This window comes from Bradyrhizobium sp. USDA 4461, from assembly GCF_054055655.1.
Window position 1 is genome coordinate 8008515 of sequence record NZ_JBSRXM010000001.1, and the last position, 25252, is coordinate 8033766.

The following is a 25252-nucleotide window of genomic DNA, read 5'->3' on the forward strand; positions in this document are numbered from 1 at the left end:
AGATAGCACGGCTATTTCGCCGCCACCGGCCACGGCGGAATCTCGCGCACCAGCCGTCCGACTTCGCGCCAGGCATGGCCGATGTGGTAGTCGACATGTGCGACGATGCGCTCGGGATGACCGGCCTCGATCGCAGCGAGCACCGGCTCGTGCGTGCGCGCGATCTCATGCGGATCGTCATAGAGGCGGCCGATCAGCCCGATCACCATGCGCAGCTCGGAGGCGAGATCGTCGAACAGCCGCAGCATCCGCCGGTTGCCGGCAATCTCGCAGATCAGGCGATGGAAGCGGTAGTCCTCCTCGACCTGCCGCGCCGGATCGTCGAGATCGGCGGTCTCGTGCAGCACGTCGATCTGGCGGCGCAGCTTGTCGCGCGTCTCCGGCGTCAGGTTGCGCGCGGCGAGCACCGCGGCATGACGCTCGACGCAGAGACGCAGGTCGTAGATCTCGTCGATATCGTCGGCGGCAAACTGCCGGACGAAGAAGCCGCGGCGCGGGTTGGCGACCAGCAAGCCCTGTTGCTCGAGCAGCCGCGCCGCCTCGCGCACCGGCGCCCGGCTCACCCCCAGCTCGCGCGCAATGCCGGCTTCGACGACCTTTGATCCCGGCGGCAGCCGCCCCTGCACGATGGCTTCGGTCAGACGCCGGGCGACCTGGCCGACAAGGTCGGTCTCGTTGAGGGCCGGCAAGCCGACCGGAGGGGAAATCGTGCGCATCAAAAGGGTCCGTTTCGACCCTTGTACATTATTTAATCGTCGATTGTCGACAGTTTAGCCTTGATCAACTCTTAGATTGTCGACAGTTTAGCGACGCGGGTATTGCAACGCAACAAAAGCGGCCCGCGCACAGGGACTAGCAGCAACGATGACGACGCATGTGCGGCCCGACGCCGTGACGGACCAGAACCAGCAATTCCGCATCGACCTCGCCGCGGCCTACCGGCTGATCCACCGGCTCGGACTCGATGACAGCATCTACACCCACATCTCGGTGCGGCTGCCCGGCAGCCACGACCGCTTCCTGATCAATCCCTACGGCATGCGCTTCGAGGAGGTGACCGCGTCCAACCTCGTCACCGTCGATCTCGGCGGCGTCGTGATCGACGATCCGCTCGGGCTCGGCATCAATCCGGCCGGCTTCACTATCCACAGCGCGGTGCATGCGGCGCGGCCGGACGTCGCCTGCGTGCTGCACACCCACACCGTGGCCGGTGTCGCGGTATCCTGCCAGAAGCAGGGGCTGCTGCCGCTCAATCAATGGTCGATGCAGTTCACCGGCTGCCTCGCCTATCACGACTATGAAGGCATCGCGCTCGATCTCGACGAACGCGAGCGCCTGGTCGCGGACCTCGGCGACAAGTTCGTGATGGTGCTGCGCAATCACGGCATGCTGACCTGCGGCCGCTCGGTCTCTGAGGCCTTCAAGCTGATGCACAATCTGGAGCGCTCCTGCCGCGCACAGCTCGCGATCCAGTCCGCCGGCGCCGAGATCGCACCGCTGTCGGACGCGGTCGCGCACAAGACGGCCGGGCAATACGCAACCTTCTACGACGGCATCGAGACCAACGGCGTGCCCGATACCGAGTGGGCCGCCTTCAAGCGCATGCTCGCGCGCACCGATCCGGATTTCGTCAACTAGAGCTTATTCGAACAAGAGAGCCTGAACATGTTGAAGCGCGTTCTGTTGAGTCTTTTGCTGGCGAGTGCCCTGAGCACCGCGGCATTCGCCGAGGAGCCGAAATCCGGCGGCGTGATCAACGCGGTGATCCAGCCTGAGCCGCCGGGCCTGATGATGGGCCTGGTGCAGAACGGCCCGACCCAGATGGTCGCCGGCAACATCTATGAAGGCCTGCTGCGCTATTCAGCGAAACTCGAGCCGCTGCCCGGTCTCGCCGAAAGCTGGAGCGTCAGCGAGGACGGCAAGACCTATACATTCAAGCTGCGCAAGGGCGTCACCTGGCATGACGGCAAGCCGTTCACCTCGGCCGACGTCGTGTTCTCGATCGAATTCCTCAAGCAGACCCACCCCCGCGCGCGCGGCAATTTCGCGCAAGTCGACAAGATCGAGACCCCTGACGACAATACGGTGATCTTCAACCTGAAGCAGCCGTTCGGGCCGTTTCTCGGCGTGTTCGAGGTCGGATCGCTGCCGATGATCCCGAAGCACATCTATGAAGGCACCGATTTCAAGACCAACCCCGCCAACAATACGCCTGTTGGCACCGGCCCCTTCATGTTCAAGGAATGGCAGAAGGGCTCGTTCATCCGCCTGGTCAAGAATCCGGACTACTACATCAAGGGCCTCCCGCATCTCGACGAGATTTACTGGCACGTGATCCCCGACGCCGCCGCACGTGCGGTGGCGTTCGAGACCGGCAAGGTTGACGTGCTGCCAGGCGGCTCGGTCGAGAATTTCGACGTGCCGCGCCTGTCCAAGCTGAAGAATGTCTGCGTCACCGGCGCCGGCTGGGAGTTCTTCAGTCCGCTGTCATGGCTGTGGCTCAACAACCGCTCCGGCCCAACCGCGAACAAGAAGTTCCGCCAGGCGGTGATGTACGCGCTCGATCGCAATTTCGCGAAAGACGTGATCTGGAACGGCCTCGGCAAGGTCGCGACCGGCCCGTCGAGCTCGTCCATCAAGTACTACAGCAGCGACGTGGCGAAATACGACTACGACCCGGCCAAGGCCAAGGCGCTGCTCAAGGAAGCCGGCTACAACGGCGAGAAGGTCCGCCTGCTGCCGCTGCCCTATGGCGAAACCTGGCAGCGCTGGGCCGAGGCCGTGAAGCAGAACCTGCAGGATGTCGGCATCAACGTCGAAATGCTCTCGACCGATGTCGCTGGCTGGAACCAGAAGACCTCGGAGTGGGACTACGATATCGCCTTCACCTATGTCTATCAGTACGGCGATCCCGCGCTTGGCGTCAGCCGCACCTATGTCTCGAGCCAGATCGTCAAGGGCAATCCGTTCAACAACGTCGAAGGCTATTCGAACCCGGAAATCGACAAGCTGTTTGCCGACGGCGCGGTCGCCTTCCCCGACGCGGCACGCAAACCATTTTATGACAAAGCGCAGAAAGTCCTGGTCGACGATGTACCGGTGGCCTGGCTGCTTGAGCTGCAATTCCCAACCATCACCCGCTGCAACGTCAAGAACCTGATCACGACCGCGATCGGCGTCAACGACGGCTTCCGCGACGCCTGGCTCGACAAATAGGGCTCATTGCCGGGCCGCGGCGTGCACAAGGCGCCGCGGCTCCCTCCCTTTCCGAACACAACTGAAGTCACCGATGCTCGCATTCATAGCCCAGAGACTTGCCAAGGCCGTGGTCGTGCTGCTCGCGATCGTCGTCCTCAACTTCATGCTGATCCGCATGGCGCCGGGCGATCCGGCGATGGTGATGGCGGGCGAGGCCGGCGCCAGCGACCAGATCTTCGTCACACAACTGCGCGAGAAGTTCGGGCTCGACCAGCCGGTGCCGGTCCAGCTCTACCGCTACGTCAAGGGCATCGTGACGTTCGATCTCGGCTTCTCGTTCCGCCAGCAGATGCCGGTCGCCAAGCTGATCGCCGAGCGGCTGCCGGCGACGCTGCTGCTGACCGTCACGGCCTTCGTGATCTCGTTGCTGCTCGGCGTGCTATTCGGAACATTGGCCGCACGCTTTGCCGGCACCTGGGCGGATACCGCGATCACGATACTGGCGCTGATCTTCTACGCCACGCCGCTGTTCTGGGTGGCGCTGATGGCGATCCTGCTGTTTTCGGTCGCGATGGACTGGCTGCCGAGCTTCGGTTACGAGACCGTCGGCGCCAACTACACCGGTTTCGCCCATCTGCTCGACGTCGGCGCCCATCTGATCCTGCCGGCGACGACGATGGGCCTGTTCTTCATGGCGACCTATGCCCGCATGACCCGCGCCTCGATGCTCGAGGTGAAACGGCACGATTTCGTCAAGACCGCACGCGCCAAGGGCCTGCGCGACGCCGTGATCCAGCGCCGCCACGTCCTGCGCAACGCGCTGCTGCCGGTGGTGACGCTGGCGGGCCTGCAGGCCGGCACGCTGGTCGGTGGCGCCGTGCTCACCGAGACCGTGTTCGCCTGGCCCGGCATCGGCCGGCTGATGTACGAGGCGCTGCTGCAGCGCGACTACAATCTGCTGCTCGGCGTCTTCGTGGTGTGCTCGGCGATGGTGCTGGCCTTCAACCTGATCACCGACCTGATCTACCGCGCGGTCGATCCCCGCATCGAGTTCGCCTCATGAGCAAGTTCTGGCGCACCATGCTGCGCAACCCCGGCAGCATGATCGGGCTCGTGATCCTGCTGCTTGCGATCGCGATCGCGATCTTCGGCCCGCTGCTGTTTCCGACCTCACCCTGGCGCATGGTACAGCGGCCGTTCCTGCCGCCGCTCACGGCGCCCGGCCTGCCGCTCGGCACCGATGCGCTCGGCCGCGACGTGCTCGCCGGCATCATCTACGGCGCCCGCGTCTCGCTGCTGGTCGGCCTGGTCTCGACCATGGCCGCGCTCGCGGTCGGGATTCCCGTCGGCGCCCTCGCCGGCTATTTCGGAGGCAAGGTCGGCGACGCCCTGATGCGCTTCACCGAATTCTTCCAGACCGTGCCGAGCTTCGCGCTCGCCATCGTGCTGGTCGCGATCCTGCAGCCCTCGATCGTCTCGATCGTGCTGGCGATCGCGATCGTGAGCTGGCCACCGGTCGCCCGCCTGGTCCGCGGCGAGGTGCTGTCGCTGCGCACCCGCGAATATGTCCAGGCCGCGATCGTCACCGGTCAGAGCCACGGCTGGATCATCTGGCGCGAGATCCTGCCCAACGCGCTGTCGCCCGTCATCGTGCTGGCCTCGCTGATGGTCGCGACCGCGATCCTCCTGGAATCCTCGCTCTCCTTCCTCGGCCTCGGCGATCCCAATCTGATGTCCTGGGGCTACATGGTCGGCGCCGGCCGCACCGTGATCCGGCAGGCCTGGTGGATCACGCTGTTCCCCGGCATCGCGATCCTGCTTTCGGTGCTGGCGCTGAACCTGATCGGCGAAGGCCTCAACGACGCGTTCAATCCGCGCCTCAACAAGGAAGGGCGTTGACGCATGTCGGCCGCACCTGTCGTCTCGATCAAGGATTTGAAGCTCGCACTGCCGCCGGGCTCCGACCGCGCCTACGCCGTCGACGGCGTCTCGTTCGATCTCGTGCCCGGCAAGATCCTCTGCGTGGTCGGCGAGTCCGGCTCCGGCAAGTCGATGTGCGCGCATGCGCTGCTGGGGCTGTTGCCGGACACCATCATCCGGGAGGCCGGCGAGATTGCGTATGATGGCCAAAATCTGCTCACCCTCGACGACACCGGCTGGCTCGCCCTGCGCGGTCGCCATATCGCGATGGTGTTCCAGGAGCCAATGACCGCGCTCAATCCCTTGATGCGGATCGGCGAGCAGATCGCCGAAATGTTCGAGGCGCACAATCTGCTGACCCCGAAGCAGCGCAAGCAGAAAGCCTTGCAGCTGCTGCGCGAGGTCGGCCTGCCGGAGCCCGAACGTTCGGCGCGCGCCTACCCGCATCAGCTGTCCGGCGGCCAGCGCCAGCGCGCCATGATCGCCATGGCGCTCGCGCTGGAGCCGGCGGTGCTGGTGGCCGACGAGCCGACCACCGCACTCGACGTCACCACGCAAGCGCAGATCCTCGAGCTGATCCGCGACTTGCAGCGCCGCCGCAACATGGCGGTGATGTTCATCACCCACGATTTCGGCGTCGTCTCCGACATCGCCGACCGCGTCGTCGTGCTCCAGCACGGCAAGGTGGTCGAACAGGGCGCGGCCGACGATGTGTTGCGGCGGCCGCAACATGCCTACACCCGTGCGCTGCTCGCGGCGGTGCCATCGATGCAGCCGCCGGCGCGTGCGCCGCTCACGGATCGCGCCAAGGCGGTCGAGGTGATCGGTCTCGACAAGACCTATGTCAGTGGCGGCGGCTGGTTCCAGCCGGAGCGACGGGTGCGCGCCGCGAACGAGGTCAATTTCGACATCCTGCAAGGCGAGACCGTCGGCCTGGTCGGCGAGTCCGGCTCCGGCAAGTCATCCGTCGCCCGGCTGGTGATGCGCCTGATCGAGCCGGACCAGGGCACGGTCCGTCTCGGCGACACCGATTTCACCCGCATCGCCGGCCGCGCGCTGCGCAAGGAACGCAGCCGCATCCAGATGATCTTCCAGGATCCGTTCGCCTCGCTCAACCCGCGCCGCAAGGTCGGCAACATCATCGCCGACGGGCCGATCGCCCACGGCACCGATCCGGCGGCCGCACATCAGCGCGCCGCTGAGCTGCTCGGCCTCGTCGGCCTCAATGCCAGCGCGATGGAACGCTATCCGCACGAGTTCTCCGGCGGCCAGCGCCAGCGCATCGGCATCGCCCGCGCGCTTGCGCTCGAGCCGGAGATCATCGTTGCCGACGAAGCCGTCTCGGCGCTCGATGTCTCGGTGCAGGCGCAAGTGCTGAACCTGCTGGAAGACCTCAAGGCGCGGCTCGGCCTGTCGATGCTGTTCATCACCCACGATCTGCGGGTGGCGGCACAAATCTGCGACCGGATCGCAGTAATGCAGCGCGGCGCGATCGTCGAGCTGAAGCCGACCGCCGCGCTGTTCTCGGCGCCCGAGCATCCCTACACGCGCGAGCTGCTCGCCGCGGTGCCCGGCCAAATCTCCTCATCGCGCGCGGCCTGAACCATGCGTTGTGTCCTGATCAGCAGCAGGCTCGATCTGCGCGACTATTTCGGCGCCGAGCTGGCGCGCATTGCGCCGCGCGTCGAGGTGGTCGATCACGCCGGCGATGCCGCGGATGTCCGTCTCGCCCTCGCCTGGCATCCGCCCGACGACGCGTTCGAGCGCTATCCCGATCTGCAGGCGGTGTGCTCGATCGCCGCCGGCGTCGACAACATCATGGCCTGCCCGAGCCTGCCGCCCAGCGTCGACGTGGTGCGCGTGGTCGATCCCGGACAGGGCCAGATGATGTCGGGCTTCATTGCCTGGCATGCGATTGGGCATCAGCGTGGCTTTGCCGCCTTCCGCGCCCAGCAGCGTGACCGGATCTGGCAACGCGGCGCGCAGCGCCGCGCGCAGGATGTCCCGGTCGGCATCCTCGGCAATGGCGAGATCGGCCGGCGCGTCGCCGTCGACCTCGCCCATCTCGGCTTTCCCGTGATGTCCTGGAGCCGGACCGCCAAGGCGATTTCATCGGCAAGCCGCAGTTTCCACGGACCCGCCGGTCTTGCCACGATGCTCGGCGAGACCGAAGTGCTGGTCAATCTGCTGCCATTGACGCCGGAGACGCGCAACATCCTCAATGGCGATCTGTTTAGCCGGATGCGCCGCGGCGGCTACCTGATCCAGGTTGGCCGCGGCGAGCATCTGGTGGAAGCCGATCTGCTCGCGGCACTCGAGAACGGTCAGCTGTCCGGCGCAGCACTCGACGTATTCGTGACCGAACCGTTGCCCGCGACACATCCGTTCTGGCATCATCCGCGGATCACCATCACGCCGCATGACGCCAGCGACGTCAGCATCAGCGCCGTTGCGACCACGCTCGCCACGACGGCAGACGCGATCCGCGCCGGACGGCGTCCGCCGCATGCGATCGACCGCACTCGCGGTTATTGATCGCGGCACCAAGGAGCGTCAGATGCAGAACTGTCGTTCGTCCACTGACGCCACGCACCCGCTCGACGGGCTGCGCGCCGCCGGGCCGATCGCGGAGGCACATGCGCTGACGCTTGTCAGGGAGCACTACGGCCTGTCGGCCGAGATCCGCCGGCTCGACAGCGAGCGCGACCAGAATTTCCGGCTGCGCGCGCCAGATGGATGCGAATACGTCCTCAAGATCGCCAATCCCACAGAGGATCGCGCCGTCACCAATCTGCAGACCGAGGCGCTGCGTCACGTCGCGATCCGTGATCCGCTGCTGCCGATCCCGCGCATCATCCCTGCGCGGAATGGCGCCGCCGAGCTCGACATCGGCTTCGACGACGGCTCGACGAGGGTGGTGCGGCTGCTGACGTTCCTTGCGGGAACGCCGATGCATCAGGCGCCGCAATCGGCGACCTTGCGCGGCGACGTCGGCCGCTGCGCGGCCCGGCTCGCGCTTGCGCTGCGCGACTTCGTTCACCCCGGTGCGGACCACAAACTGCTCTGGGACATCCAGCATGCCGCCGAGCTGCGGCCGCTGCTCGGCGCGGTGCCATCAGCCCAGCGCGAGCAGGTCGAACGCGTCCTCGATCATTTCGAGGCCGACGCCGCACCCGTATTGGCGCAGCTTCCAAAGCAACCGCTGCACAACGATCTCAATCCGCACAACATCGTCGTCGACGCGGCCTCGCAAGCCCGCGTCTGCGGCATCATCGATTTCGGCGACATGACGGCGACGGCCCGCATCAACGACCTCGCGATAGCAGCCGCCTATCAGGTGACCGACAGCGACGAGCCGCTGGCGGCGACACTCGATCTGATCGCGACCTATCATGCGGTCTCGCCGCTCGAGCCGCGCGAGCGCGGCATCCTATTCGACCTGATCGCGACCCGCATGGTGATGACGATCGTGATCAGCAACATCAGGGCCGCTCGCTATCCGGAGAACAGCGGCTATATTTTGCGCAACAACAAGCAGGCGTCGGCCCGGCTCGCCCGGATCGCGACGCTGACGCGAACAGAGGCCGCACAACAGATCGAGCGTGCCTGTCAGGGAGAGTGACACAATGCCGGCCGACACCTCGACGCAGCAATCGACCCAGGAGCTGATCGCGCGCCGCAACCGCCTGCTCGGTCCGGCCTACCGGCTGTTCTACGAGCAGCCGGTGCATGTGCTGCGCGGCGACGGCATCTGGCTGTACGACGCCGCAGGCAAGCGCTATCTCGACGCCTACAACAACGTCGCCTGCGTCGGCCATTGCCATCCGCACGTCATCGAGGCGATCGCGCGGCAGGCCGCAGTGCTCAACACCCACACCCGCTATCTGCACGAGACGATCCTCGACTACGCCGAGCGGCTGCTCGCGACCTTCCCGGCCGAAATCGGCCAGGTGATGTTCACCTGCACCGGCAGCGAGGCCAACGATCTGGCACTCCGTGTCGCCCGCACCTGCACCGGCGGCACCGGCGTCGTCGTCACCCGCACCGCCTATCACGGCGTCACCGGCGCGCTGGCCGAATTGTCGCCGTCACTCGGCCTGCCCGAGCCAACCGCGCCCCATGTCCGTCTGGTGTCGGCGCCGCAGTCCGCCGGCGATGAAACGGGCGAGATCTTTGCAAGCCACGTCCGGACCGCATTCGCCGATATGGCCCGCAGCGGCATTCGTCCGGCCGCGCTGCTGGTCGACACGATCTTCTCCAGCGACGGCGTGTTCGCCGATCCGCCGGGCTTCCTGCGGCCGGCGGTGGAGGCCGCGCATGCGGCCGGCGCACTGTTCATCGCCGACGAGGTGCAGCCGGGCTTCGGCCGTTGTGGCCAGGGCCTCTGGGGCTTTGCCCGCCACGGCATCGTTCCCGACCTGGTCACGATGGGCAAGCCGATGGGCAACGGCCATCCGATCGCCGCGATGGCCGCGCGACCAGAGTTGCTGAAGGAGTTCGGCGCCCGCTCGCGCTATTTCAACACCTTTGGCGGCAATCCGGTGTCGGCCGCCGCCGGCATGGCGGTGCTCGACGTGATCGAGCGCGAAGGCCTGGTCGGGAATGCCGGGCGTACCGGTACGCTTCTGCGGCAGCGGCTCGACGCATTGCGCGCGCGCCATGAACTGGTGGCGGAGGTCCGCGGTGCCGGCCTGTTCATCGGTGTCGACTTGCGCCATGGCGGCGCTCCCGCCGGCAAGCAGGCGGCGCGGATCGTCAATGCGCTGCGCGAGAACGGCGTGCTGATCAGCGCGGCGGGGCCCGGCGGCAATGTCCTGAAGATCCGGCCGCCGCTGGTATTTGGCCCGGAGCATGTCGACTTGCTGGTCGACGCCCTCGACCAGGCGCTGCAGGAAAATCCGCCGGGCTGACCGGCCGCGCCAGCCACTGAATTTTCGCTTGACGCGCGCGCCTGACGATAATGTAATAGAGTATAACTTGGCGATCCGGCTTTGAGGCCGGCCGCCCAAGCAAGCTAGAACTTGCATCATGCGAAAATGAGGAACCCGGCGCGCTCCGCAGCGCGCCAGAGCCGAGGGAGAGTGCTTGCATGTCCAAGCTCAGAATCCGCGTCGACCAGGACAAATGCCAGGGTCACGCGCGCTGCAAATCACTCGCCCCCGAACTGTTCGAGCTCGATGAATACGGCAACGCTCATGAAGCCGGCGACGGGACCGTTCCCGCCGGGCTCGAGGACAAGGCCTGGCTCGCGCAGACCAACTGCCCGGAAATCGCGATCGAAGTCACCGAGGAGTAACGGCCGCGCGCCGCCCGCTGCGCCGACCAGCGTTTGATCGAACGAGAAGGAAACGAGCTGATGTCCGATTCCCCGTCCGCAAGCTATCTGCCCGAACATCCTCCGGTCACCGACTGGGTGCATGATTTCGACCACACCGATCCGGTCTGGACCGACGACCCGTTCCCGATCTGGGAGACGCTGCGCGCGGCCTCGCCGGTCGTGCACACCGAGCGCTTCCTCGGCTGCTACATGCCGACCACCTATCAGGCGGTGAAGGAGATCGCCTACGACACCGAGCACTTCTCCTCGCGCCGCGTCATCGTGCGCGACGTCCGCCCGGAGATCTCGGCCCGCGCACCGCCGATCACATCCGATCCGCCGGAGCACAAGCCCGCCAAGCAGGTGCTGCTGCCGCCGTTCACGCCGGATGCGATGAAGCGGCTGGAGCCGCGGGTGCGCGCGATCTGCAACGAGCTGATCGACGAGTTCATCGCCGACGGCCATTGCGACGCCGCAGCGCGCTACACCAAGCACATCCCGGTGCGCGCCATCGCGCATATGCTGGGAATTCCCGAGAAGGACGGCGACCTCTTCATCAAATGGATCCACCAGATCCTCGAGCTCGGCATCAAGAACGAAGAGGAGCTGATGAACGGCGTACGCGAGATGACCGGCTATTTCATGGCCCATCTCGAGCAGCGCAAGCTTGAGCCGGGTGACGATCTGATCTCGCAGCTCTTGCGGGCCAAGGGCCCCGGCGGCCAGCCGCTGACCGACGAGCACGTGCTCGGCTCGCTGCGGCTGCTGTTGATCGCCGGCATCGACACCACCTGGAGCGCGATCGGCTCCTCGCTCTGGCACCTCGCCAGGACGCCGGCCGATCGCGCGCGCCTGGTCGCGGAGCCGGCGCTGATCCCGACTGCGATCGAGGAATTCCTGCGCGCCTATTCGCCGGTCACGATGGCGCGCGAGGTGATGAAGGAAACCACGATCTCCGGCTGCCCGGTCAAGGCCGGCAACATGGTACTGCTGTCGTTCCCCGCGGCCAACCGCGACCCCGCCATGTTCCCCGATGCCGACAAGGTGGTGATCGACCGCAAGGAGAACCGCCACGCCGCCTTCGGCCTCGGCATCCACCGCTGTGTCGGTTCCAATCTGGCGCGGATGGAGATGCAGGTCGCGATCGAGGAATGGCTGAAGCGGATTCCGGATTTCCGGCTCGACCCGGCCGGCAAGGTGACCTGGTCGGAAGGCACGGTGCGCGGCCCGCGTCAACTGCCTGTCCTGTTCGGCAAGAACGCCTGAAGAGCAGGTTACATCGCCCCACGCAAATGAGATAGGTTGCCCCGGAATCGTGCCAGAGAATCCGGGGAGGCCTGCCAATGTCCGAACAAACCGCTCAATCCGCGAGCGATCGTCTCGACATCCATGACGTCGAGCGGCGGGTGAAGGCGATCTTCATCGGATCGGTCGGCAATCTCGTCGAATGGTACGATTTCTACGCCTACACCGCGTTCGCGCTGTATTTCGCGCCGGCGTTCTTCCCGCACAGCGACCCGGTGGTGCAGCAGCTCAATGCCGCCGTGCTGTTCGCCGCGACCTTCCTGATGCGCCCGCTCGGCGGCTGGCTGTTCGGCTTCATCGCCGACCGCTACGGCCGCCGGCTGTCCTTGACGCTCTCGGTGGTCTGCATGTGCTTCGGCTCGCTGATCATCGCGGCGACGCCGACCTACGCCACGATCGGCATTGCGGCGCCGGCGATCCTGGCGCTGGCCCGCGTCATCGAGGGCCTCAGCCTCGGCGGCGAATATGGCGCCAGCGCCACCTATCTCAGCGAGGTCGCCGATCCCAAGCATCGCGGCTTCTATTCCAGCTTCCAGTACGTCACGCTGATCGGCGGCCAGCTCACCGCGATCATCGTGCTGCTGTTGCTGCAGAAGGTGTTCCTGACCCCGGACGAGCTGAAGGCCTGGGGCTGGCGGATTCCATTCGTGATCGGCGCCTTGCTCGCGATCTTCGCAGCGGTGATGCGGCGCGGCCTGCACGAGACCGAGGCGTTCGAGGAGGCCAAGAAGGTCTCCAAGCCGACCGGCTCGATCGTCGGCCTCCTCAACTACCCGCGCGAATTGCTGCTGGTGGTCGGCCTTACCGCCGGCGGCACCGCGGCGTTTTACACCTTCACCACCTACATGCAGACCTTCGTGAAACTGTCGGTCGGCCTCACCGAGGACCAGACCACCTTCGTGATCTTCGGCTCGCTGATCTTCGCGACCATCCTGCAGCCGATCTATGGCGGTCTCTCCGATAAGATCGGCCGCAAGCCGCTCTTGATCTTCTTCGGCATCGCCGGCACGCTGGCGACGATCCCGATCCTGACCGCGCTGAAGGAGACCAAGTCGCCCTTCATCGCTTTCCTGCTGATCTGCGGCGCCTGGATCTTCGTCGCCGGCTATACCTCGATCAACGCGATCGTGAAGGCCGAGCTGTTCCCGACCAATGTCCGCGCACTCGGCGTCGGCCTGCCCTACGCCATCACGGTATCGATCTTCGGCGGCACAGCGCCCGCGGTCGCGCTCTATTTCAAGAGCATCGGGCACGAGGACTGGTTCTATTATTATCTCAGCGGCATGATCTTCCTGTCGCTCTTGATCTACTCGACCATGCGCGACACCAAGCACGACTCCGCGATGCATCGGCACGAATGATGGATTGACGCGATGACCGACGACCAGGAGCCGCCCGAGAGCAAGCTGACGCGCAGCAAGCAGCGCTGGGCCCGCGAAGGCAAATTCCTCACCGGCAAGATCACGCGGCCGGAGGAGCAGCGCCTGCCGCCCGGCCAGCATCTGACCAAGGACTGGCCGGTGCTCGATCTCGGGCTGCTGCCGAACATCACGCGGGAGCGCTGGCGGCTCGATGTCCACGGCGCGGTCGAGCAGACGATCTACTGGGACTGGGCGCAATTCACCGCGCAGCCACAAACGAAATTTGTTTCGGATATCCACTGCGTCACGACCTGGTCGCGCTACGACAATCAATGGGAGGGGCTTGCGACGCGCGACCTGCTCGCCGCCTGCCAGCCGCGCGAGGATGCGCGCTTCGTCGTGCTGCATTCCTATGACGGCTATACGACGAACCTGCCGATCGAGGACTTTGCCGCTGAGGACGCGCTGCTCGCGCATAGCTGGTCCGGCAAGCCGCTGGAGCAGGAGCACGGCGGCCCGGTGCGGCTCGTGGTGCCGCATCTCTATTTCTGGAAGAGCGCCAAATGGCTGCAACGCATCGAATTCGTCACCGAGGATGCGCCCGGCTTCTGGGAAGTGCGCGGCTATCACAATCGCGGTGATCCCTGGGCCGAACAGCGCTATTCTGGCGAATGACCAACCAACGCAGTGATGGAGCCTGGCCGTGCCGCACGAACGCTTCCAATTCACCGGTGTCGGCGCCCACCAGCTTGCCGCCGCGCTCGATACGCCCGATGGCCCGATCAAGGCCTATGCGCTGTTCGCGCATTGCTTCACCTGCGGCAAGGACGTGCTGGCGGCCAAGCGCATCGCGACTGCGCTCGCCGCCAAGGGCATCGCCACGCTGCGATTCGATTTCACCGGCCTCGGCTCCAGCGAGGGCGATTTCGCCAACTCGACGTTCTCGTCGAACGTCGCCGATCTGGTCCGCGCCGCCGACCATCTGCGCGAGACGCGCAAGGCGCCGGCGATCCTGATCGGCCACAGCCTCGGCGGCGCCGCGATCCTGGCGGCAGCGGGCCAGATCCCCGAGGCCAAGGCCGTCGTCACCATCGCCGCACCGTCCGACCCCGCCCACGTCACGCATTTCTTCAAGGACAAGATCGAGGACATCCGCGCGCAGGGTGAAGGCGTGGTGTCGCTCGCCGGCCGCCCGTTCCGCATCACGCGCGAATTCCTCGACGATGTCGCCGAGCAGAATTTGATGGCGCAGGTCAAGCAGCTGCACAAGGCGCTGCTGATCATGCATGCACCGACCGACGACACCGTCGGCATCGACAACGCCACCAACATCTTCATCGCGGCCAGGCATCCGAAAAGCTTCGTCTCGCTGGCCGGCGCGGATCACCTTCTGAGCGGCAAGCAGGACGCCGCCTATGTCGCCGACGTGATCGGCGCCTGGGCCGAGCGCTATGTCGACCTCATGCCGCAGCCGGCGGCGGAGGCCGGCAGCGCGCCGCGCAACGTCGTGGTGCAGGAGACCCGCAACGGCAAGTTCCAGCAGCTCGTCACCACCGGTCCGCACCGGCTGATCGCCGACGAACCGGTCGCCGTCGGCGGCAATGACAGCGGGCCCGGGCCGTACGATTTCCTGCTCACCGGGCTCGGCGCCTGCACCTCGATGACGATGCGGATGTATGCCGACCGCAAGTCGCTGCCGGTCGATCGCATCACCGTGACGCTCCAGCACAACAAGATCTACGCCAAGGATTGCGAGGAGTGCGAGACGCGCGAGGGCATGCTCGACCAGATCGAGCGCGTCATCAGGATCGACGGCGAGCTCGACGCCGACCAGCGCAAGCGGCTGATGGAGATCGCCGACAAGTGTCCGGTGCACAAGACGTTGACCTCGGAGGTGCGGATCGTCACCAGGGCGGCGGAGTGAGCCTGCGATGCAGGGAAAAGAGCCATCGCAAGGGCGCGCTGACAAATATCGAGGAACAACCCCATGCAAAGGAGCCGGCGGTAGCCGGCGACCGACTGAAGCGCGGAGATTGGCTTGTATTGTTATCGCGCGTTAGCTCCTTGTTTGAGCATGATCTTTTCGGAAAACCGCTTCGCACTTTTCCGGATCATGCTCCAGGCCACTTGACGCGTCGGGCAACTCAGCAATATACTTCTAGTATTCCGAAATCCTGCACGCCCCCTCGCCGTCTATCCCCGCGCCGCGCGCTTCCCCGTCAGGCAGTTCGCCATGGTGCGGACCGCGGCGCCGATCTCGCTTTCGCGCCAGGCCGCGAAGCCGATCAACAGGCCGTGGTCGCGCGGCCGCTCCAGCGCGAGGCTCGACAGCGCGCGCACCTCGACACCGGCGGCCACCAGCCGGGTCACGGCGCCCTGATCTGTGGCGGCATCCTTGAAGCGTGCGATCAGCTGCATGCCGCCCGGCGGGACCTCGGCCGCGAGCACCTCGCCCAGCTGCCGCGCCAGCGCCGCGGCGAGATGGTCGCGGCGCGCCCGGTAGATCCGCCGCATGCGCCTGATGTGTGCCAGGAAATGCCCGTCAGCCATGAAATCGGCCAGCGCTTCCTGGACATGCACGGACGCGATCAGCCCGAGATGGCGCTGCGCGATCTCCATGGTCCGCGCCAGTTGCTGCGGCACCACCAGATAGCCGATGCGGATATCGGCCGTCATCGCTTTTGCGAAGGTGCCGAGATAGAGCACGCGTCCCTCGCGGTCGAGCCCCTGCAACGCCGGCATCGGACGGCTGTCATAGTGAAACTCGCCGTCGTAATCGTCCTCGACGATCCAGGTCTTGCCGGGCGCGGCGGACGCCAGCAATTCGGTGCGGCGCGCAACCGGCATCACCCGCCCGGTCGGATGCTGATGCGAGGGCGTCGTGAAGATCAGCTTTGGCGCACGCGCCGCGCGCGTCCGCATCATGCCCCATTGGTCGAGCCTGACACCGACGACGTCGGCGCCGGCCGCGCGAAACGCCGCCGCGGCGCCGGGATAGCCGGGATCCTCGGTCCACACCGCATCGCCCGGCGCGATGACGGCTGCTGCGATCAGCGTCAGCGCCGCCTGCGCGGTCGGCAGGATCAGGATCTGATCGGCCTCGGCGTGCACACCACGGCTGATTTCGAGATAGTCGCGCAAGGCTTTGCGCAGGCTCGGCCTGTTGATCACGGTCTGGTCGTTCAAGCGGCGGCGCAGCGCGCTGCGGCGCAGGCAGCGCCCCCAGATCTGGTGCGGAAACTCGCGCGCATCCGCCAGCCCGGGACGGAGCGGCCGGAAATTGGCCTGGTAGGACAGCGGCCAATCTGTCTCGGAAAGCTGCAAGGCCCAGGGCGACAGCAGCGGTCTGCGGGCGCCATCGCGCCGCGGCGCAGGCGCAGGTTTGGCGAAGCGCGCCTCGATATCGTCGGACACCACCGGCCGCCGCCGCGCGGCGACACGCAGATACCCCTCGGCCGTGAGCTGCTCATAGGCATGCGTCACCGTGTTGCGCGACACGTCGAGCTCCGCCGAAAGCGTGCGGCTCGACGGCAGCACGGCGCCGCTGCGGATCCGGCCGCTCGCCATCAGCGCGCGCAGCTGCTGCGTCAACTGCGCGGCCAGCCCGGCACCGTCCGACCGCTTCAGCTCGAGCAATTCGGCGAGGATCAATCTGGCTCCTTAGTTCTATCCGATCTGGCTCTTTCGAGAGAGCCAGCGCGATCCTATTCACAAGCGGTATCGCCCGCAAGGATACGGCAGTGAATCAATCGCTATCGCCGGCCAAAGCCGCCGCTTTATTCATCGTCGTGGTGCTGGCCTGGGGCATCAACTGGTCGGTGACGAAATCGCTGGTGGTGGCGGTGCCGCCGCTGTGGACCGCTTCGATCCGCAGCTGGGTCGCCCTGGCCGCACTGCTGGTGATCCTCCGCGCCAGCGGCAATCTGATCATTCCGCGGATCGCCGATGTCCCGGTGGTGCTCAGCGTCGCGCTGCTGCACATGACGTTCTTCTCGACGCTGGTCGCCGCCGGCCTTCGCTATTTGCCGGCGAGCAAGGGCATCGTGCTCGGCTACACCACGCCGCTCTGGGTGGCGCTGGCGGCAGGCGTGGCGCGAACCGAACGGCTCGGAACGCTGAAGCTCGTCGGCGTCGCGTCGGGACTCGCCGGCCTCTGCGTGATCCTCAACCCGGCATCGCTGGACTGGAGCAACCTGCACATCATCGCCGGCGCCGGCATGATCATTCTCGCCGCGATCTGCTGGGCCGCCAACATCATCTATATCCGCTCGCACCGCTGGATCGCGACGCCGCTGCAGCTCCTGCTGTGGCAGGTGCTGGTCGCGACGCTGGTGCTGACCACGACGGCGCTGGTCACCGAGGGCGTGCCCACGGTGACATGGTCCCCGCACCTCGTGCTGCTGTTCCTCTATTCCGGCTTCATCGGCACGGCGCTGGCCTATTGGGCGATGTCCATGGTCAACAAGAGCCTGCCGGCGCTGACGACATCGCTCGGTACCACGGGAACGCCGATCGTCGGCATCGTGACCGCTTCACTGCTGCTCGGCGAACCGATCGATCTCTCACTGGCGATCGCCGCGGCCCTGATCGTCGGCGGCATCGCGTTGAGCTCGCTCGCGGATGCGCCGGCGCGGGCGTAACTAGGGCCTGTACTCATAGATTTGTCACGTCCGCTTCGGTCTCGGAAGCTGACGTCGAAACCGACGTCGCTGCATGTCGGCCTTGGGCCAACACTGGACTTAGTGCAGATGCAAGGCGGCCCCGCTCAGCCACGACTTGAAGTAAATCTTTGAACAATTTCCGCAATCTGCGGCCGCGTAAATCTGGCTACCGGGTCGGTGCTGTGGTCGTTGTCAGGATAGAACTCACCCGCATCGAAGGCTAAGTAGACATCCCAAAACAAAGGGGGCAAATCGGGACGCGCGCCCATAATGGCCCAACAGCTCGTTCACGACCCGATCACAGAAGTCGAAATCAAGGGTCTTCTTGTTAAATTCCGACGCCAATTCGAGCGCCAATGCATCGTACAAGTCATCCCTCGGCAGCTCGCTCTGCACGCTCCATTTCTCAAGAGCGGCATCGCTCAACAGGCGCTGCGGCTCAGGCCTATCAAGCTCCTCATCTGCCTTATGCCTCGCGGCAAGCGAAGCAATCATTTCCTTTATGATGGTGGACATCTGCTGGATAGCCCGCACGAACTTCAGTTAAGGTTTCCATTAGCATAGAAATAGCGCTTGGGCGCCGAATGTCCGTATTGGGTTATAAGCCGCCGACAACTAACTGGGCAACTTCCGCTTTATGACTGGAAGCCGACGGCTATGAGTAAACGCCCTAGGCCGTCGCAAGCGGCCTCACCCGGAGCGCGCCGCGCAGGCCGGCGGCGGTGCCAAGCATGATGCCGGCGATGGCGATGAAGGAGGACAGCGACAGCGTCGACAGTCCCGTCAGCCCCTGCCCGACCGAGCAACCGAATGCCATCACACCGCCCGCGCCCATCAGGGCGGCGCCGCCTGCCGAGCGCAGCATGTGCTGCGGCGAGCGGTAGCCTTCGAGCTTGAAGCGCCCGGTGGCAAGTGCAGTGACCAGGCTGCCGGCAAACACGCCGAACACGGTGACGATGCCGAAATTGAGCGTCGAGCCGGTCGACAGCATGACATATTGCAGGGCGTCGGCGATCGGCGCGATGAAGGTCAGTGACGTGACCGGCACCGGATTGAAATCGTCGGCGCCGAGATAGCCCGTCGCGTACCAGCCGCCCGCCACCAGCAGGCCGACGATCAGGCCGGCTGCGATCTGGCCCGGCGACTTGCGGAATGGTGCATCGGCAAAGGCGAAAATCATCAGCACGGCTGATAGCACCGCGGCTGCGATCATCCGCGCCGACACCGCGCCGAGGCCGGCGCTTGCCAGCAGCGCCGGCACCGAATTGACCGCGATCGTGGCCTGCGAGACCTGCACCATCGCGATCCGCGCCGGCGCGATCAGGCCCTTCAGCGTCATCTCGGCGACAATGCCGAGCACGATCACGACCACGAAGGACCGCAGGTTGCCGCGCCCGAGCAGCACCAAGGCCCGCGAGCCGCAGCCGTTCGACAGCACCATGCCGTAACCGAACAAGAGCCCGCCGAGGAACATCACCGGCGCCGAGAACGACGGTTGCAGATAGATCGACTTGCCGAGATCGACGAGGCCGGCTGCCGCCAGCAGCTGCGAGGCCGCGATCGCGATACCCATCGCCAGCGCATAGGTGCGTACCAGCCGGCCGTCGCCCTCCGCCCACCAGCCGCGCAGGCCGCTCATCATGCAGAAGCCGCTGACGAGCCCGACCGAGCCGTAGATCAGGCCGATGACGAGGGCAGCGAGGATGACTGTTGTGGCGGGGTCCATGGAAGTCCCTCAGAGTTCGTCATTGCGAGCCAACCGGTCGGCGCGAAGCGCCGCCGGATGACAGGCTCCGCGAAGCAATCCATAGCACCGTAATGGGAGAGAATGGATTGCTTCGTCGCGGAGTTTATCATCGGGCTCGCCGGAGGCGAGACCCGTTGGCTCCTCGCAATGACGGTGGATTACGGCCGCAAAATCACGCGGTCGCGCGACGAGCCTGCCACGGCAACGAACGCGGCCTTGGCCTGTTCCAGCGGATAGATCGCGCTCGGCTTGATCGGGAATGGCTTCAGATGTCCGCCGGCAAAGCCCGGCGCGAGCTCGCGCAGCACCTCGCCGGTCGCAACCGACGACAGCGCGAGCGTGTCGATGCCGACATAGGTGTGCTGGCCGCGATAGAATTCGAGGATGTTGAACTGCACGATGCGGTCGACCGCCGCGATCAGGATCTGGCGGCCGCGCAGCGCCAGCGACTTGTGCGCGGCCTGGAAATAGGGATCGCCGACGGTGTTGTAGACGATGTCGGCGCCCTTGCCGCCGGTCAGCTCGCGCACGCGCGCGGCGACATCGACGGCGGAGGCGTCGATCACCTCGACCGGCGCATTGCTGTGGCCCTCATAGGGCTCGCTCTTGCGCACGACGCCGATCACGCGCGCGCCGTGCCAGCTCGCGATCTGCACCGCGGCCTGGCCGACCTTGCCGTTGACGCCCATCACCAGCATGGTCTCGCCTGGTTTCGGCAGACCGGCGCGGCGCAGGCCTTCCATCGCGGTGACAAACGGCACGCCGATCCCGGCAGCTTCGTCCCAGGACAGGCCGGCGGCCTTTTCCACCACGGCAGCGGCCTCGACCACCAGATGCGTGGCATGGCTGCCGTCGCGGCGGATGCCGAGGTCGCCGGACGAGCCGAACACCTCGCGCCCGATCAGGCCCGACGGGCCGTCGATCACGACGCCGGCATAGTCGCGGCCGGAGGTGCGCGGGAACACGGCATAAGGCATCAGCCCGGTCGCAGCCTTGACGTCGGACGGATTGACCGCCGCGGCTTTCATCTCGATCAGGACGTCATTGTCGCCGCGCGAGAGAAGGTGGTTCTCGACCACCGGCGCCACCGCCGCCGCGTTCTCCGCCTTCGCCAGCAGGCGGACGCAGCGGGCGTCGACCGAGACGGGTCGCGCGTCAGGCTTTGAAGAAACCGGCATCAAGGATCACCCTGCTCTGTTATGAGCAGGAGTTACCCTTTCGGCCGCTTATCGTAAACCCGTTTCGCCTTGCCGAGGGAACGTTCCAGAGTGTCGGGCGCGACGACGCGGATTCGGGTCGAGATGCCGATGGTGTTCTTGATGAAACCGGAGAGCTTTTCGGCGTGCGCGGCGAGCCCCTCGCCGTCCCAGCTCTCGGGCCGGGCTTCGGCAAGCACCGTCATCTCGTCCATGCGGCCCTCGCGGGTCAGCTCGATGATGAAGTGACCGCCGCACCAGTCGGTCGCCAGCAGCGCTTCCTCGATCTGGGTCGGGAACACGTTGACGCCGCGCAGGATGATCATGTCGTCGGAACGGCCGGTCACCTTCTCCATCCGCCGCATGCCGGGCCGCGCCGTGCCGGGCAGCAGCCGCGTCAGGTCGCGGGTGCGGTAGCGGATGATCGGAAAGCCTTCCTTGGTCAGCGAGGTGAACACCAGTTCGCCTTTCTCGCCGTCGCCGAGCACCTTGCCGGTCAGCGGATCGATCACCTCGGGATAGAAATGATCCTCCCAAACGTGCAGCCCGTCCTTGGTCTCCACGCATTCCTGCGCAACGCCGGGGCCGATCACCTCGGACAGGCCGTAGATGTCTGACGCATCCATGTCGAAGGCCTGCTCGATCTCGACGCGCATCGCGTTGGTCCAGGGCTCGGCGCCGAAGATGCCGAACTTCAGCGACGATTTGCGCGGATCGAGCCCCTGCCGCTTGAACTCGTCGAGGATCGCCAGCATGTAGCTCGGCGTCACCGTGATGATATCGGGCTTGAAATCGTTGATCAGCTGCACCTGGCGCTCGGTCATGCCGCCGGAGATCGGGATCACCGTGCAGCCGAGCCGCTCGGCGCCGTAATGCGCGCCGAGGCCGCCGGTGAACAGGCCATAGCCATAGGCATTATGCATCAGCATGCCGGTGCGGCCGCCGGCGGCGCGGATCGAGCGCGCCATCACGTCCGCCCAGGTGTCGATATCGGCCTTGGTATAGCCGACCACGATCGGCTTGCCGGTGGTGCCCGAGGAAGCGTGCACCCGCACCAGCCGCTCGCGCGGCACCGCGAACATGTTGAAGGGGTAATTGTCGCGCAGGTCGGTCTTCACCGTGAAGGGAAACTTGGCGAGGTCGGGGAGCTGTTTGAAGTCTGTGGGGTGCACGCCCGCGGCATCGAAGCTTTTCTTGTAATGCGCGACGTTGTCATAGGCATGCTTGAGCGACCAGGCGAGCCGCCTGGTCTGCAACGCCATGATCTCGTCGCGCGAGGCGCGTTCAGCCGCATCGAGCTCGGCGTGATAGCCGCTGTCTCCAACCCTGAGCTTTGCCGTAGCCATCGACGTTTCCCCTGAACGTTATGCCTTGATGTCCGTATCCGGCAGCCAGCTGCCTTGTATCACCCGCGAATGTCCGCGAAACTCGGCGATCACGTTGTCGCCAGCGGCGACGCGCACGTCGTAGATTCCGGAGCGGCCGCTGCGCGAGATCTCGCGCGCGGTCGCGACCAGCCGGTCGCCGAGCTTGCCGGGCCGGATGAAGGTGATGTTGCCCTGCGCCGCCACCGCGCGATCGTTATGACTGTTGCAGGCAAAGGCGAACGCGGAATCGGCGAGCGTGAAGATGTAGCCGCCATGGCAGATGCGCTGGCCGTTGACCATGTGCGGCTGCACGGTCATCGCCATCACAGCCTGCCCCGGCTTGATCTCGACCAGCTCCATGCCGAGGCCCTTGCTGGCGTCGTCTTCCTTCCACATCGCATCCGCGCAGGCGCGGGCGACATCCTCAGGCGATAGCGTGGCCTTCACATTCACGTCGAACTCCCTGTGCACGGGCCCGTTGCGATGGGCCTCTTGGTGTCACATCAGTGTCGTGCGCGACACCAATGGTCGTCAACTCTTGCGCCGTCATTCCGGGATGCGCCGCAAGGCGCAGGCCCGGAATCCATCGGGCCGCGTCCCCGGTAGAAGAATGGATTCCGGGCTCGCGCTACGCGCGCCCCGGAATGACACCTAGACGTGGTCGTAATCGACCACGACCTTCTCCGAGCACGGCTTGGCCTGGCAGGTGAGGATGAACCCCGCCTTCAGCTCCCACGGCTCCAGCGAATAATTCAGGTCCATCGGCGCCTCGCCCTCGATAAGCTTGGCGCGGCAGGTCGAGCACATGCCGCCCTTGCAGGCAAACGGCAGGTCCATGCCGGCGCGCAGCGCGGCGTCGAGGATCGATTCGCCGTCGGCGACCGGGACTTCGCGGCGCTTGCCGTCGATGATCAGTCCGGCGATCGCCTTCGGCGGCGCGCCGGCGGCAACGACGATTTTCGGGCGCGGCTTGCCGCCGAATTCCGACACGAAGCGCTCGACATGGATGCGCTCGTCGGCGATGCCGATCTCGCGGCAGGTCGCCTCGATGGTCTCGCTCATCGCGGCCGGCCCACAGATGAAGACGTGATCGACGGTTGCGGCCGGCACCAGCGAGCGCAGCAGCACCCGCACCTTGTCGCCGTCGAGCCGGCCGTGCAGGATCGGGATGTCCTGCTCCTCGCCCGAGATGACGTGGAACACCGACAGCCGCTGCATGAAGCGGTCCTTCAGTTCCTCCAGCGCCTCGCGGAACATGACGCCTTCGGTCGAGCGGTTGCCGTAGAACAGGAAGAAGCGGCTATTCGGCTCGCGCGCCAGCACGCCCTTGATGATCGAGAGGATCGGCGTGATGCCGCTGCCGGCGGCGAAGCCGACATAGGTCCGCGCCTCGCCGGGCGCATGCGCGACACCGAAGCGGCCGGTCGGCGTCATCACGTCGAGCTGGTCGCCGGCCTTCAGCTCGTCGGCGGCCCAATTCGAGAATGCGCCGCCGTCGACCTTCTTCACCGCGATGCGCAATTCGCCGTCATCCGGGCCGGAGCAGATCGAATAGGAGCGGCGGACTTCCTCGCCGTCCATCGTGGTGCGCAGCGTCAGATACTGGCCCGGCGTGAAGCGGTAGTCGCCTTGCAGATCGTCGGGGATCGCAAAGGTCATCGAGATCGCATCCGACGCCTCGCGGCGCAGATCGCGGACGGACAAACGGTGAAAGCGCGGCGCAAGGGACATCAGCTATCTCCGCCGTCATTGCGAGGAGCGAAGCGACGAAGCAATCCATCGCTCCGCGAGCGAGGAAGCATGGATTGCTTCGCTTCGCTCGCAATGACGGGGTGCTTGTTGATAGCCTCGAGCATGGTCAATGACACTTGAAGTAATCGAAGGGTTCGCGGCAGCTCTTGCAGCGCCACAGCGCCTTGCAAGAGGTCGAGCCGAATTCGGACAGCAGCTCGGTATCGACGGAGCTGCATTGCGGGCACACGACCTGCTGCTCGCCGAACAGCGCGCGGCGCGAGGAGCCGGGCTGCGGCGGCGCGATGCCGTAGTCCCTGAGCTTGCGGCGGCCGTCCTCGCTCATCCAGTCGGTGGTCCAGGCCGGCGACAGCACGGTGCGCACCTTCGGAGCGTGAATGCCTTCGCGCTCCAGCGCGAGTTCGATCTCGAGCGCGATCATGTTCATCGCCGGGCAGCCGGAATAGGTCGGCGTGATCGCGACCTCGACATGGCCGTCGCGGACCGCGACGTCGCGCAGCACGCCGAGATCGGCGATGGTCAGCACCGGGATTTCCGGATCGACCACCTGCGCAGCCGCGCGCCAGGCCCGCCGGCGCAAATCGGCAGCGCTGAGCGCGACGGTCACCATGTGGCCCCCGGGAAGGTCCGCTGCAGGGATTGCAATTCGCTGAGGAGATGGCCGAGGTGCTCGCTATGGCTGCCGACGCGGCCGCCCTGCTGCATCCAATCGCTGTTCGGCAACGCCAGCGTCGCCTCGTTGACGATGCCGCTGACGGTCTTCAGCCAGCGCGACTTGAGCGTCGCCGGATCGGTCGCGATGCCGGCATCGATCAGGCCGCGCTCGGCGTCGTCGACCGCGAACATCTCGCCGGTATAGGCCCAGAGGTCGTCGATCGCATGCTGCGCGCGGCGATGGCTCTCCTCGGTGCCGTCGCCGAGCCGGACGATCCATTCCGACGAATGCCTGACGTGATAGGCGCTCTCCTTCTCCGACTTCGCCGCGATCGCGGCGAGCGTCGGATCGGAGGAGGCCATCATCGCGCGCCAGTAGAGATCGGCGAACGCCGCGTAGAAGAACTGCCGCACCATGGTGCGGGCGAAGTCGCCATTCGGCTGCTCGACCAGCAGCAGGTTGCGGTACTGCCGGACGTCGCGCAGATAGGCGAACTTGTCCTCATCATTGCCGCGGCCTTCGACTTTGGCCGCATAGGTGTAGAGCTCGCGGGCCTGGCCGAGCAGGTCGAGCCCCATATTGGCGAGCGCCATGTCCTCCTCCAGCGCCGGCGCATGGCCGCACCATTCGGACAGCCGATGGCCGAGGATCAGCGCATCGTCGGCGCGGCGCAGCGCGTAGAGCACCAGCGGCGTTTCGGAGACTTCGATATTGGCGGTTGCCATCTTATCAACTCGCTGATTTGGCCGTCATTGCGAGGAGCGAAGCGACGA

General features: G+C 65.8%; 24 protein-coding genes. 14 read left to right on the forward strand and 10 right to left on the reverse strand.

What is annotated here, in order from left to right:
• Nucleotides 1-11 precede the first annotated feature (11 nt).
• Nucleotides 12-716, reverse strand: coding sequence for a GntR family transcriptional regulator (locus tag ACVINW_RS37515; protein WP_456755947.1), 705 nt, complete (start codon nt 714-716; stop codon nt 12-14).
• Between the two features lie 148 nt (nt 717-864).
• Between ACVINW_RS37515 and ACVINW_RS37520 the strand changes: the two genes are divergently transcribed.
• The 13 genes from ACVINW_RS37520 to ACVINW_RS37580 all read left to right on the forward strand — a co-directional run bounded on the left by ACVINW_RS37520 (nt 865) and on the right by ACVINW_RS37580 (nt 15025).
• Nucleotides 865-1638, forward strand: a complete 774-nt coding sequence (locus tag ACVINW_RS37520) for a class II aldolase/adducin family protein (RefSeq protein WP_456755948.1) — start codon at nt 865-867, stop codon at nt 1636-1638.
• 27 nt (nt 1639-1665) lie between these two features.
• Nucleotides 1666-3216 (forward strand): ABC transporter substrate-binding protein, encoded by a 1551-nt coding sequence (locus ACVINW_RS37525; RefSeq protein WP_456755949.1) that lies wholly within the window; start codon nt 1666-1668, stop codon nt 3214-3216.
• Between the two features lie 73 nt (nt 3217-3289).
• Entirely contained in the window at nt 3290-4261 is a 972-nt protein-coding gene (locus ACVINW_RS37530) for an ABC transporter permease (protein WP_456755950.1), read from the forward strand.
• On the forward strand, nt 4258-5097 hold the full coding sequence (locus ACVINW_RS37535; RefSeq protein WP_456755951.1) for an ABC transporter permease: 840 nt from the start codon (nt 4258-4260) through the stop codon (nt 5095-5097). The genes ACVINW_RS37530 and ACVINW_RS37535 overlap by 4 nt, the downstream gene beginning before the upstream one ends.
• Before the next feature lie 3 nt (nt 5098-5100).
• Nucleotides 5101-6720 (forward strand): ABC transporter ATP-binding protein, encoded by a 1620-nt coding sequence (locus ACVINW_RS37540; RefSeq protein ID WP_456755952.1) that lies wholly within the window; start codon nt 5101-5103, stop codon nt 6718-6720.
• Nucleotides 6721-6723: 3 nt separating this feature from the next.
• Nucleotides 6724-7653 (forward strand): 2-hydroxyacid dehydrogenase, encoded by a 930-nt coding sequence (locus ACVINW_RS37545; RefSeq protein WP_456755953.1) that lies wholly within the window; start codon nt 6724-6726, stop codon nt 7651-7653.
• A gap of 22 nt (nt 7654-7675) precedes the next feature.
• Nucleotides 7676-8740, forward strand: a complete 1065-nt coding sequence (locus ACVINW_RS37550) for a phosphotransferase (protein WP_456755954.1) — start codon at nt 7676-7678, stop codon at nt 8738-8740.
• A gap of 4 nt (nt 8741-8744) precedes the next feature.
• A complete protein-coding gene (locus tag ACVINW_RS37555) occupies nt 8745-10028 on the forward strand; it encodes an aspartate aminotransferase family protein (protein WP_456755955.1) in 1284 nt (427 codons plus the stop codon).
• A 179-nt stretch (nt 10029-10207) separates the two neighbouring features.
• Nucleotides 10208-10414, forward strand: a complete 207-nt coding sequence (locus tag ACVINW_RS37560) for a ferredoxin (RefSeq protein ID WP_029078045.1) — start codon at nt 10208-10210, stop codon at nt 10412-10414.
• 60 nt (nt 10415-10474) lie between these two features.
• Nucleotides 10475-11701 (forward strand): cytochrome P450, encoded by a 1227-nt coding sequence (locus ACVINW_RS37565; protein ID WP_456755956.1) that lies wholly within the window; start codon nt 10475-10477, stop codon nt 11699-11701.
• 77 nt (nt 11702-11778) lie between these two features.
• Nucleotides 11779-13101 carry an MFS transporter gene (locus ACVINW_RS37570; protein ID WP_456755957.1) on the forward strand — a complete coding sequence of 441 codons (1323 nt, stop codon included), beginning with the start codon at nt 11779-11781 and terminating at the stop codon, nt 13099-13101.
• 12 nt (nt 13102-13113) lie between these two features.
• Nucleotides 13114-13776, forward strand: a complete 663-nt coding sequence (locus ACVINW_RS37575; protein WP_456755958.1) for a sulfite oxidase-like oxidoreductase — start codon at nt 13114-13116, stop codon at nt 13774-13776.
• A gap of 28 nt (nt 13777-13804) precedes the next feature.
• Nucleotides 13805-15025 (forward strand): bifunctional alpha/beta hydrolase/OsmC family protein, encoded by a 1221-nt coding sequence (locus tag ACVINW_RS37580; RefSeq protein ID WP_456755959.1) that lies wholly within the window; start codon nt 13805-13807, stop codon nt 15023-15025.
• A 269-nt stretch (nt 15026-15294) separates the two neighbouring features.
• Here the strand turns inward: ACVINW_RS37580 and pdxR are convergent, their stop codons facing one another.
• The gene (pdxR, locus tag ACVINW_RS37585) at nt 15295-16752 is read right to left on the reverse strand and encodes a MocR-like pyridoxine biosynthesis transcription factor PdxR (RefSeq protein WP_456755960.1); all 1458 of its coding nucleotides are present in this window, start codon (nt 16750-16752) and stop codon (nt 15295-15297) included.
• Nucleotides 16753-16841: 89 nt separating this feature from the next.
• Here pdxR and ACVINW_RS37590 point away from each other — a divergent pair, with 89 nt between their 5' ends.
• Nucleotides 16842-17741 (forward strand): DMT family transporter, encoded by a 900-nt coding sequence (locus tag ACVINW_RS37590; RefSeq protein ID WP_456755961.1) that lies wholly within the window; start codon nt 16842-16844, stop codon nt 17739-17741.
• Nucleotides 17742-17966: 225 nt separating this feature from the next.
• On the opposite strand, the gene ACVINW_RS37595 is transcribed toward ACVINW_RS37590, so the two are convergent.
• From ACVINW_RS37595 to paaC, 8 genes are all read right to left on the reverse strand, one after another.
• Nucleotides 17967-18278 (reverse strand): hypothetical protein, encoded by a 312-nt coding sequence (locus tag ACVINW_RS37595; protein WP_456755962.1) that lies wholly within the window; start codon nt 18276-18278, stop codon nt 17967-17969.
• 154 nt (nt 18279-18432) lie between these two features.
• Nucleotides 18433-19488 (reverse strand): YeeE/YedE family protein, encoded by a 1056-nt coding sequence (locus tag ACVINW_RS37600; protein ID WP_456755963.1) that lies wholly within the window; start codon nt 19486-19488, stop codon nt 18433-18435.
• A 179-nt stretch (nt 19489-19667) separates the two neighbouring features.
• Complete coding sequence (locus ACVINW_RS37605) at nt 19668-20687, reverse strand: quinone oxidoreductase family protein (protein ID WP_456755964.1); 1020 nt, start codon at nt 20685-20687, stop codon at nt 19668-19670.
• Nucleotides 20688-20719: 32 nt separating this feature from the next.
• Nucleotides 20720-22051: a phenylacetate--CoA ligase PaaK gene (paaK, locus tag ACVINW_RS37610; protein ID WP_456755965.1), complete on the reverse strand. Its 1332-nt coding sequence runs from the start codon at nt 22049-22051 to the stop codon at nt 20720-20722.
• 18 nt (nt 22052-22069) lie between these two features.
• Nucleotides 22070-22525 carry a hydroxyphenylacetyl-CoA thioesterase PaaI gene (gene paaI / locus ACVINW_RS37615; RefSeq protein WP_456755966.1) on the reverse strand — a complete coding sequence of 152 codons (456 nt, stop codon included), beginning with the start codon at nt 22523-22525 and terminating at the stop codon, nt 22070-22072.
• Nucleotides 22526-22723: 198 nt separating this feature from the next.
• A complete protein-coding gene (gene paaE, locus ACVINW_RS37620; protein ID WP_456755967.1) occupies nt 22724-23803 on the reverse strand; it encodes a 1,2-phenylacetyl-CoA epoxidase subunit PaaE in 1080 nt (359 codons plus the stop codon).
• Nucleotides 23804-23930: 127 nt separating this feature from the next.
• Nucleotides 23931-24434: a 1,2-phenylacetyl-CoA epoxidase subunit PaaD gene (gene paaD / locus ACVINW_RS37625; protein ID WP_456755968.1), complete on the reverse strand. Its 504-nt coding sequence runs from the start codon at nt 24432-24434 to the stop codon at nt 23931-23933.
• Complete coding sequence (gene paaC / locus ACVINW_RS37630; protein ID WP_456755969.1) at nt 24428-25204, reverse strand: 1,2-phenylacetyl-CoA epoxidase subunit PaaC; 777 nt, start codon at nt 25202-25204, stop codon at nt 24428-24430. Before paaC ends, paaD begins: the two co-directional genes overlap by 7 nt.
• Nucleotides 25205-25252: the final 48 nt, after the last annotated feature.